11 protein-coding genes are annotated in these 9,656 nt (G+C 49.9%); all 11 read left to right on the plus strand.

What is annotated here, in order from left to right; genetic code table 11:
• Positions 1-29: 29 nt before the first annotated feature.
• Positions 30-1,079 carry a uroporphyrinogen decarboxylase gene (gene hemE / locus H6F72_RS25500; protein ID WP_190442183.1) on the plus strand — a complete coding sequence of 350 codons (1,050 nt, stop codon included), beginning with the start codon at positions 30-32 and terminating at the stop codon, positions 1,077-1,079.
• Between the two features lie 5 nt (positions 1,080-1,084).
• On the plus strand, positions 1,085-2,068 hold the full coding sequence (gene hemC / locus H6F72_RS25505) for a hydroxymethylbilane synthase (RefSeq protein WP_190442186.1): 984 nt from the start codon (positions 1,085-1,087) through the stop codon (positions 2,066-2,068).
• A 4-nt stretch (positions 2,069-2,072) separates the two neighbouring features.
• Complete coding sequence (gene hemB / locus H6F72_RS25510) at positions 2,073-3,065, plus strand: porphobilinogen synthase (protein WP_190442188.1); 993 nt, start codon at positions 2,073-2,075, stop codon at positions 3,063-3,065.
• Positions 3,066-3,163: 98 nt separating this feature from the next.
• Entirely contained in the window at positions 3,164-4,201 is a 1,038-nt protein-coding gene (hemF, locus tag H6F72_RS25515; protein ID WP_190442190.1) for an oxygen-dependent coproporphyrinogen oxidase, read from the plus strand.
• A gap of 1 nt (position 4,202) precedes the next feature.
• Positions 4,203-5,405 (plus strand): HlyD family efflux transporter periplasmic adaptor subunit, encoded by a 1,203-nt coding sequence (locus tag H6F72_RS25520; RefSeq protein ID WP_190442192.1) that lies wholly within the window; start codon positions 4,203-4,205, stop codon positions 5,403-5,405.
• Positions 5,368-6,597, plus strand: coding sequence for an ABC transporter permease DevC (devC, locus tag H6F72_RS25525; protein WP_242017132.1), 1,230 nt, complete (start codon positions 5,368-5,370; stop codon positions 6,595-6,597). The genes H6F72_RS25520 and devC overlap by 38 nt, the downstream gene beginning before the upstream one ends.
• 100 nt (positions 6,598-6,697) lie before the next feature.
• Positions 6,698-7,390: a DevA family ABC transporter ATP-binding protein gene (locus tag H6F72_RS25530; protein ID WP_190442202.1), complete on the plus strand. Its 693-nt coding sequence runs from the start codon at positions 6,698-6,700 to the stop codon at positions 7,388-7,390.
• Between the two features lie 39 nt (positions 7,391-7,429).
• Positions 7,430-8,005: a heme-binding protein gene (locus H6F72_RS25535; protein WP_190442195.1), complete on the plus strand. Its 576-nt coding sequence runs from the start codon at positions 7,430-7,432 to the stop codon at positions 8,003-8,005.
• A 71-nt stretch (positions 8,006-8,076) separates the two neighbouring features.
• Entirely contained in the window at positions 8,077-8,712 is a 636-nt protein-coding gene (locus H6F72_RS31240; protein WP_370527564.1) for an aminotransferase class III-fold pyridoxal phosphate-dependent enzyme, read from the plus strand.
• Positions 8,713-8,717: 5 nt separating this feature from the next.
• Positions 8,718-9,380 (plus strand): aminotransferase class III-fold pyridoxal phosphate-dependent enzyme, encoded by a 663-nt coding sequence (locus H6F72_RS31245; RefSeq protein ID WP_370527565.1) that lies wholly within the window; start codon positions 8,718-8,720, stop codon positions 9,378-9,380.
• 54 nt (positions 9,381-9,434) lie between these two features.
• Positions 9,435-9,656, plus strand: a 222-nt coding sequence (locus tag H6F72_RS29985) for a hypothetical protein (protein ID WP_206755463.1), incomplete at its 3' end; no start/stop codon positions are given.

A 9,656-nucleotide genomic window follows, 5' to 3' on the forward strand; every position in this document is an offset into this window, starting at 1 on the left:
TCTTCTATTCTTAACGTAAGGAGAAATGCATGAAGAATGATCTCTTGCTACGAGCCACGCTGGGTGAAGTGGTGGAGCGCCCGCCTGTCTGGATGATGCGCCAAGCAGGCCGCTATATGAAGATCTACCGGGAGTTGCGTCAGAAGTATCCTTCCTTTCGGGAGCGATCGGAAAATCCTGATTTAGCAGTGGAAATCTCTCTACAACCGTTCCATGCCTTTAGACCTGATGGTGTGATTATGTTCTCGGATATCCTCACGCCACTCCCTGGAATTGGCATTCCCTTCGACATTATTGAGAGCAAGGGTCCGGTATTTGAGGCTCCCATCCGCACTCAGGAGCAAATTGATGCGCTGACACCTCTTGATCCAGAGGCCTCTCTGCCCTTTGTGCGTCAGATTCTCCAGACGTTGCAGAAAGAAGTGAATGGTGAAGCAACGGTGTTAGGATTTGTGGGCGCACCTTGGACACTGGCAGCCTATGCGATCGAAGGCAAAGGCTCAAAAGATTACGCCATTATTAAGCGTATGGCTTATACAGAGCCAACCATGCTGCATCAGTTTTTGGGTAAGTTGGCAGAGGCGATCGCGACTTATGCTTGCTACCAGATTGAGGCAGGGGCACAGGTGGTGCAACTATTCGATTCTTGGGCAGGACAACTCAGTCCTCAAGACTTCAAGAATTTCTCTCTCCCCTATCTGCAACAGGTCGTCCGCCACATTAAAGCCACTCATCCAGAAACGCCGCTGATTCTCTACATCAACAACAGCGCTGGTCTTCTGGAACTGATGGTGCACTCCGGTGTCGATATTGTCAGCGTAGACTGGACGGTGGATATGTCTGTCGCCCGTCAACGCCTCGGTGCCAACATGGGCGTGCAAGGCAATATGGACCCCTGCATCCTGTTTGGTCCCCAAGAATTTATTCGTCAAAACATCTTAGATACGGTGCTCAAAGCAGGAACTCAGAAGCACATCATGAACCTCGGTCACGGCGTACTGCAAAACACGCCAGAAGAGAATGTGGCTTTCTTCTTTGAAACCGTTAGACAACTCAACTACTCCTCACTTTTGGGCTAATTGTCATGACACAAACTCAAGCTACTGACTCTCCTGCTATCCATTCCACTCGTACCGTCCGCATCGGTTCTCGGAAAAGCCAACTCGCCCTAGTGCAAACCTATTGGGTGCGTGATCAGTTGCAGCAACGCTTCCCTGGTATCACGTTTGAAGTCCATACCATGTCTACCCAAGGTGACAATATCTTGGATGTAGCTCTGGCTAAGATTGGCGATAAGGGACTGTTTACCAAAGAGCTGGAACTCGGTATGTTGAACCGAGAGATTGACTTTGCAGTGCATTCACTGAAAGATCTGCCGACCAATCTCCCTGAAGGTTTAACTCTAGCTGCGGTGACCGAGCGAGAAAACCCAGCTGATGCTTTGGTGGTGCAGGAAAAATACAAAGGTTGTCAAATTGATACGCTACCCGCTGGGGCTGTCATTGGTACTTCTTCGCTGCGACGACTGGCTCAATTACGACACCTGTTTCCCCAATACACCCTCAAGGATGTGCGCGGTAACTTGAACACCCGCCTTGCCAAACTAGATGCAGGCGAATATGATGCTCTGATTTTAGCGGCAGCTGGTTTGCAGCGCTTAGGCATGAGCGATCGCATTCACCAAATCCTTCCGGCTGAGGTTTCGCTCTATGCAGTCGGACAGGGAGCTTTGGGGATCGAATGCCGTGCTGATGATGTAGAAGTTATATCCCTTCTGAAAGCGATCGAACATATCCCTACTCGCGATCGCGTTTTGGCTGAGCGGGCTTTTCTGCGAGAACTTGAGGGAGGGTGCCAAGTACCGATTGGGGTGCATACCCAGCTCGACGGCGAAACGTTAGCCTTAACTGGGTTGGTTGCCAGTGTCGATGGTCAACAGTTACTCAAAGATACTGTCATTGGTTCTGCAAATGAGGCAGAACAGGTTGGTATTCAGCTCGCCCACAGTTTGCGGCAGCAAGGAGCTCAGGAAATCCTCGATCAAATTTTTGTAGCTGCACGGCACTAATACTATGTTTCCAATTCATCGTCCTCGTCGGCTCAGAAGCAATCCGCAACTCCGGCGGATGGTATGCGAAAACGTTTTAACCACTCAAGACCTGATCTATCCTCTCTTTGCGGTTCCGGGTACCAGCATTGCCAAAGAAGTGGTGTCGATGCCTGGTGTCTACCAGTTATCTATAGACAAAATTGTCGAAGAAGCCAAAGAAGTTTACGACCTGGGAATTCCAGCCATCATCTTGTTTGGCATCCCAGAAGATAAAGATGCAGAAGCGACGGGAGCTTGGCACGATTGCGGCATTGTGCAAAAAGCTGCGAGTGCAGTTAAACAAGCCGTTCCCGACCTGATCGTGATTGCCGATACCTGCTTATGTGAATACACCAATCACGGTCATTGTGGCTATTTGGAACTGGGTGACTTAACGGGAAGAGTCTTGAATGACCCCACCCTAGAACTACTCAAGAAGACCGCTGTGGCTCAAGCCAACGCAGGGGTAGATATCATTGCACCTTCTGGGATGATGGATGGGTTTGTGCAGGCGATCCGAGCTGCTTTAGATGAAGCAGGGTTTGAGGGGATTCCCATTCTCTCCTACGCTGCTAAATATGCTTCCGCTTACTACGGGCCATTCCGCGATGCTGCCGAATCAACACCACAATTTGGCGATCGCCGCACCTACCAGATGGACCCTGGCAACGCCCGTGAAGCCTTGAAAGAAATCCAACTGGACATCGCAGAAGGGGCAGACATGCTGATGGTGAAGCCTGCCTTGGCCTACATGGACATCATCTGGCGAGTCAAAGAAGCAACGAATTTGCCTGTGGCTGCCTACAATGTTTCTGGCGAGTACTCCATGATTAAAGCCGCCGCCCTCAACGGTTGGGTGGATGAGCAGCGCGTGGTGCTGGAAACGCTGACTAGCTTTAAGCGAGCGGGTGCTGACCTGATTCTCACTTATCACGCGAAAGATGCGGCTCGTTGGTTAGCGAAAGGCCACTTCTAAATCGATTGCAAGTAGCTTGGGTGAAGAAAATTCACCTTCTATTGCGAAATATTGCGTTGCTTGTGTGTATACACTTCTTAGGACATTGAGTTGGAGTTATGCCGATTTCTACGCCTCAAATCACTCAATCTACCTTTCTCCCGCCCATAGATACCAAAGAGAAAGTGAGTCAGTTTATGCGGCAGTTGCAGGACGAAATCTGCCAGAGCTTGCAACAGATAGATGGTGTGGGTAGCTTCCAAGAAGATGCCTGGGAGCGACCCGAAGGCGGTGGCGGGCGATCGCGAGTATTGCTCGAAGGAGCTGTGTTTGAGCAAGGTGGGGTGAACTTCTCTGAGGTTTGGGGTTCTCATCTGCCTCCTTCCATTTTGGCGCAACGCCCGGAGGCGGCTGGACATGGCTTCTATGCCACAGGCACTTCAATGGTGTTGCATCCTCACAATCCTTATATTCCCACGGTCCATCTGAATTATCGTTACTTTGAGGCAGGCCCAGTTTGGTGGTTTGGTGGCGGTGCTGACTTGACACCCTACTATCCTTTTGCTGAAGATGCTGCTCACTTCCATACCACGCTGAAGCAAGCTTGCGATCGCCACAACCCCAATTATTACTCAGTGTTCAAGCCTTGGTGTGATGAATACTTCTACCTCCAGCATCGCCAAGAAACTAGAGGTGTCGGTGGTATCTTTTTTGATTACCAAGATGGACAAGGAAAACTTTATCGCGGTTCTAACTTGGAGGGTGCAGCCGCTACTCTTAGCAATCAGATTGGCGCTTTAGCTCCCCGCAGTTGGAAAGAAATTTTTGCCTTGGTTCGTAGTTGTGGGCAAGCTTTTATCCCTGCCTATGCCCCGATTGTGGAGCGGCGACGGGGAATGGAATATGGCGATCGCCAGCGGAACTTTCAGCTATATCGTCGCGGTCGTTATGTAGAGTTTAACTTGGTTTATGATCGAGGCACGATTTTCGGTCTCCAAACCAACGGTCGCACGGAGTCAATTCTGATGTCGCTGCCACCGTTGGTGCGTTGGGAATATGGCTATCAACCAGAACCTAACACTCCGGAAGCGGAACTGTACGAAACGTTTTTGCAGCCTCAAGATTGGGCGAACTGGACACTGCCACAAAACCATTAACATGAACTTCCAAACCCTATCCAAGCCTGCAAATCGGGGCACCCTAGCGCTGATCATTGCTGCGACTGCTGCCTCAGGCGCGATCGCTTTCCTGGGCATTTCTCAAGTCAAGCGTCCCAGCCAACCCACTGTGGTTGCAGAAGCCAAAGCTGCCCCAAAAGTCCAGCGAATTACGGCTTTAGGACGCATTGAGCCTGCGACAGAGGTGATCCAAGTCTCCGTCCCTGCCACGCTCAGCAATGATCGCGTGGCAGAACTGCGAGTGCAGCGGGGCGATCGCGTGGACGCAGGCCAAGTCATTGCTGTCATGGACTCGCAAGCACGACTCCAAAATGTGCTTTTGGAAGCCCAAGCTCAGGTGAAAATCGCGCAGGCAGAAGTGGCCAAAGTGAAAGCAGGTGCTAAGACTGGGGAGATTGCCGCCCAGGAAGCGGAGATCGCCCGTCTGGAAGAGCAGTTGGAAGGGGAACTAGCGACTCAACAGGCGACGATCGCTCGTTGGCAAGCAGAAGTTGAAACGGCGAATGCTGATTACAATCGCTATCTGCCCCTCTACCGGGAGGGTGCGATCGCGGCGACAGAACTGGATCGCAGACAACTAGCTCTGCAAACGGCTCAAGCCCAACTTAATGAGGTCAAGGCGAAACAAAGCCAAAGCGCCAACACGATCCGCGAGCAAATCAGGCAAGCGAGAGCCAACTTAAATCGCATTGAGGAAGTGCGTCCTGTGGATGTGCAGGCAGCTCAAGCTCAGGTAGACAAGGCGATCGCCGCCGTCAGAAAGGCAGAATCAGATTTAGCAGAAGCCTCGATTAAGGCTCCGATCTCCGGTCGCATTCTCGACATTGATGCTAAACCCGGAGAAGTCGTGGGCAGTGCAGGCATCGCTGAGTTGGGCCAAACCAACGAGATGCAGGTGGTGGCAGAGGTGTATCAAACCGATATTAGCCAAGTGCAGAAAGGTCAGCCCGTGGCGATTACTAGTGAATCCTTTGAGGGAGAACTCGAAGGTACAGTTAGCTCGGTAGGGTTGCAGGTGACTCAGCAAGAAGTCACGAGCGGTAAACCAGGGGAAAATCTCGATCGCAAAGTGGTGGAAGTCAGAATTCAGATTGATCCAAAGGATAGTCAACGAGTGGCGAGTTTAACCAACTTGCAAGTTCAGGTTGCCATTCAAGCCGATTCTCTCGCTAACCGCCAGTAACTCTTCTGCCACCGACGAACCCATGCTGCCAAAATTATTTCGCAAAACGCCCCTTGCCTTACTGCAAATGAGCAGCCAGAGGACTCGTCTGCTAGTGGCGATCGCAGGCATTGCCTTTGCTGACTTTCTCATGTTTTTCCAACTGGGGGTGAGGGACGCACTGTTCGACTCCCAAGTTCGCCCCTACGCAACGCTCAAAGGAGATCTGTTTATCGTCAATAAGTTATCAGATAACTTACAGTCGATTAAAAGTTTTCCTAGAGACAACCTCTACCGCGTCGCTGGTATGGATGGGGTTGAGTCTATTCGCCCCCTGTACATTGGTCAAGCAAGCTGGCGAAACCCAGATAACCAAGCCAGCCGGCAAATCTTTGTCTACGGCATCGACCCCAATCGGCCTGCTTTTGACCTCCCTGAAGTGGAGCAGCAGCTAGACAAACTCAAATTACTAAATCAAGTTCTATTTGATAAAGCGGGTCTAACACCACAACTGGGCGACGTGACAGCCCTGCTCAAAAAGCAGAATCCCTTATCTGTTCAGGCGAATGATTTAGAAGTCAAAGTGGTTGGCTTATTTACGCTGGGTTCTTCCTTTTCAGCCGAAGGGAATCTCCTGATGAGTGACTCTACCTTTTTGCGCCTCTTTTCCGAGCGACGAGCCAATGACATTGACCTGGGGATTATTGAGGCAAATCCCAACGTATCCATTCAACAACTCCAGGCAGATTTGCAAGCGATCGTACCCGATAACTTGCTCGTGCTCACCTTAGAACAGTTCTCAGCTCGTGAATTTGCTTATTGGAACACAGGCTCCTCGATTGGTCCTACTTTTAATCTAGGAGTAGCCATTGGTTTCCTAGTAGGAGCCGTGATTGTCTACCAAATTCTTTATACTGATGTCTCTGATCACTTACCAGAATACGCCACGCTCAAAGCAATGGGTTATAGCGATCTGTACTTGATTGGAGTGATTTTACAAGAAGCATTCCTCCTCGCCGCTCTAGGCTTTCTACCAGGGTTTCTGCTGGCAAGTGGCTTCTATACCTTTTTTAAATCTGTCACCTTTTTACCGATCGCCATGAAACTCAGCCGCGCTGTCACAGTTCTAATTCTGACCGTCGTTATGTGTGGTGGAGCAGGTGCGATCGCCCTCCGTAAACTCAGAGCCGCCGATCCAGCAGATATCTTTTAGCTCATCTCATCCCTTTTTATCCTTCCTCCCTCATCCTTCATCCTTCTCCATGTCTCCCCATCTAGAGCAAGCGCGATCGCCAGACCTTCATACAGCTCAAATGTCTTCAAAGCCTGTCATCTCAGCTCATCAGCTAAATCACTATTTTGGTAAAGGTGAACTGCGGAAGCAGGCATTGTTTGACATTAATCTTGAGATTTATCCTGGCGAGATTGTGATTATGACTGGGCCTTCTGGGTCTGGTAAAACCACGTTACTGAGTTTGATGGGTGGTTTGCGTTCAGTCCAGGAAGGTAGCCTCACGATCTTGGAACAAGAGATGTGTGGTGCCAGCAAGCGAAAAATGATACAAGTGCGGAAGCAAATTGGTTATATCTTCCAAGCTCATAACTTGCTCACCTTTTTAACGGCGAAACAGAATGTGCGGATGTCTTTAGAACTCCATCCAGACTATCTAGAAAAAGATATGGATGCGATCGCTACAGAGATGTTACAAGCAGTAGGACTGGGCGATCGCGTGGACTATTATGCAGACAGCCTTTCTGGCGGTCAAAAACAACGAGTGGCGATCGCTCGTGCCCTGGCTAGTCGTCCTAAAATTGTTCTGGCTGATGAACCCACGGCGGCGCTTGATAAGAAATCGGGTCGGGATGTGGTGGAGATTATGCAGCGCTTAGCCAAGGAGCAAGGCTGCACTATTTTGTTGGTGACTCATGATAACCGCATTCTAGATATTGCCGATCGCATCATTCATATGGAAGATGGACGATTGGCAGCCGCATCCTACTCTTAACCTGACACTTAACTGCACTTCTAACTGCGTGGAGAAATTGTGAGTAAAAGTGAAGAACCTAAATACACTGTGTTGCAGTCCTACGGTGACATCGAAATTCGGCAATATGAACCTAAAATTGTCGCTGAAACCGTTGTGAAGGCGGAGAGAGGTAAAGCCAATAATGATGCCTTTGGGATTCTAGCGGGCTACATTTTTGGTCAAAACCTATCTGTCACTCAACCGCAGAAAAGCGAAAAACTTGCCATGACCGCTCCTGTGATGCAGCAAGCCGCAGGTTCAGCGATCGCTATGACTACATCTGTCACTCAAGCAAGTGATCAGAATACCTGGGCTGTGCAGTTTTTTATGCCCTCCACCTATTCAATGGCAACGCTGCCAAAGCCAAAGGATGAGCGCGTTACTGTCAAAGAATTACCAGGCACTAAAGTGGTGGCAATTCGTTTCTCTGGCAATGCTGGAGATAATCAACTGCAAGAACAGGAAGCAAAACTCCGGGACTTTTTGATTCAGCAAGGGATTGAGGCTCAAGGGACAGCGACTTATGCCTTCTACGATTCTCCCTTTACCTTGCCGATGTTGAAACGCAACGAAGTCATGATCGAGATTCCCTAATTTTGATGACTTTCGCGATTATCAGCTCCAATCAAGCGAAATTTTGCAATCTAGTGTGATGAGGAAGCAATATGTTAGCGACGACGACTAGCTTGAACACGACGCGATCGCAAGAAATCTTTGCCGCAGCCCAAAAACTGATGCCAGGCGGAGTGAGTTCTCCAGTTCGAGCTTTTCGCTCTGTCGGTGGGCAACCGATCGTCTTTGACCAAGTGGCAGGGGCTTATGCTTGGGATGTAGATGGCAACCAATATATTGATTATGTCGGCTCCTGGGGGCCTGCGATCTGTGGCCACGCTCATCCTGCTGTGACCGCTGCCCTACATGAGGCGATCGCGAAAGGTACCAGTTTCGGTGCTCCTTGTGAACTGGAAAATATCTTGGCTGAGATGGTGATCGATGCCGTTCCCAGCATTGAGATGGTACGCTTCGTCAACTCTGGGACAGAAGCTTGCATGACTGTTCTTCGGCTGATGCGAGCCTTTACAGGACGAGACAAAGTGATTAAGTTTGAGGGCTGCTATCATGGCCACGCGGATATGTTTCTGGTCAAAGCGGGTTCTGGTGTTGCCACCCTCGGCTTGCCAGATTCTCCAGGTGTCCCCAAATCTGTCACAAGCAACACGCTCTCCGCTCCCTATAACGATTTAGCCGCTGTCAAAGCCCTCTTGAAGAGAACTCCAACCAAATTGCTGGAGTCATTTTAGAACCCGTGGTCGGTAATGCGGGCTTTATTCCACCTGCAGCTGGCTTTCTGGAAGGCTTGCGGCAGCTCACCCAAGAGCATGGAGCGCTACTCGTCTTCGACGAAGTTATGACAGGCTTCCGCATTGCTTATGGAGGAGCCCAAGAGAAATTTGGTGTCACCCCTGATCTCACAACATTAGGTAAGGTCATCGGGGGTGGTTTGCCCGTGGGGGCTTATGGTGGGCGGCAAGAGATTATGTCAATGGTGGCTCCCGCTGGCCCTGTTTATCAAGCGGGAACGCTCTCCGGCAATCCTTTAGCCATGACCGCAGGTATTAAGACATTGGAATTGTTGCAGCAGCCTGGAACCTATGAGCAACTTGATCAAATCACCAAAGAGCTGACAGAAGGACTGTTGCAAGTGGCACAAGCAACCGGACATACGGCTTGTGGAGGGCATATTAGCGGTATGTTTGGTTTCTTCTTTAATGAAGGCCCCATTCATAATTATGAAGATACTCAGAAATCTGACCTCAACAAGTTTGCGCACTTCCATCGGGGGATGTTGAAACAAGGAATTTATCTCGCTCCGTCTCAATTTGAGGCAGGATTTACTTCCTTAGCTCACACTAAAACAGATATCGATCGCACTCTTGAAGCTGCTCGAATAGTTCTGTCTAATTTATAAACGGTTCTAAAAGCGATCGCTCAACTGGCTGAGCAAGGAGTCCTACGGCTCTAGGTGCTGCAAAAACTATCTCTCAGTGACATTGCCAAAGCTCACAAAATTATTGAGGAGCAACATACTATCCCTCTTTTGTCACTCTCGGAAAACAATGAATGGCAGTGCTACTTGCTCGATGTGATGCCGACTCCCTACCAGCGTCACAGCCTCCCAGCTTTGCTGGAGCTGTTTCTCAGAGCTCAGGGTACTCCCCTTCCAGAGCACAGCTCGCTCAAATCC

This window comes from Trichocoleus sp. FACHB-46 (assembly GCF_014695385.1).
Classification (GTDB): Bacteria; Cyanobacteriota; Cyanobacteriia; order FACHB-46; family FACHB-46; genus Trichocoleus.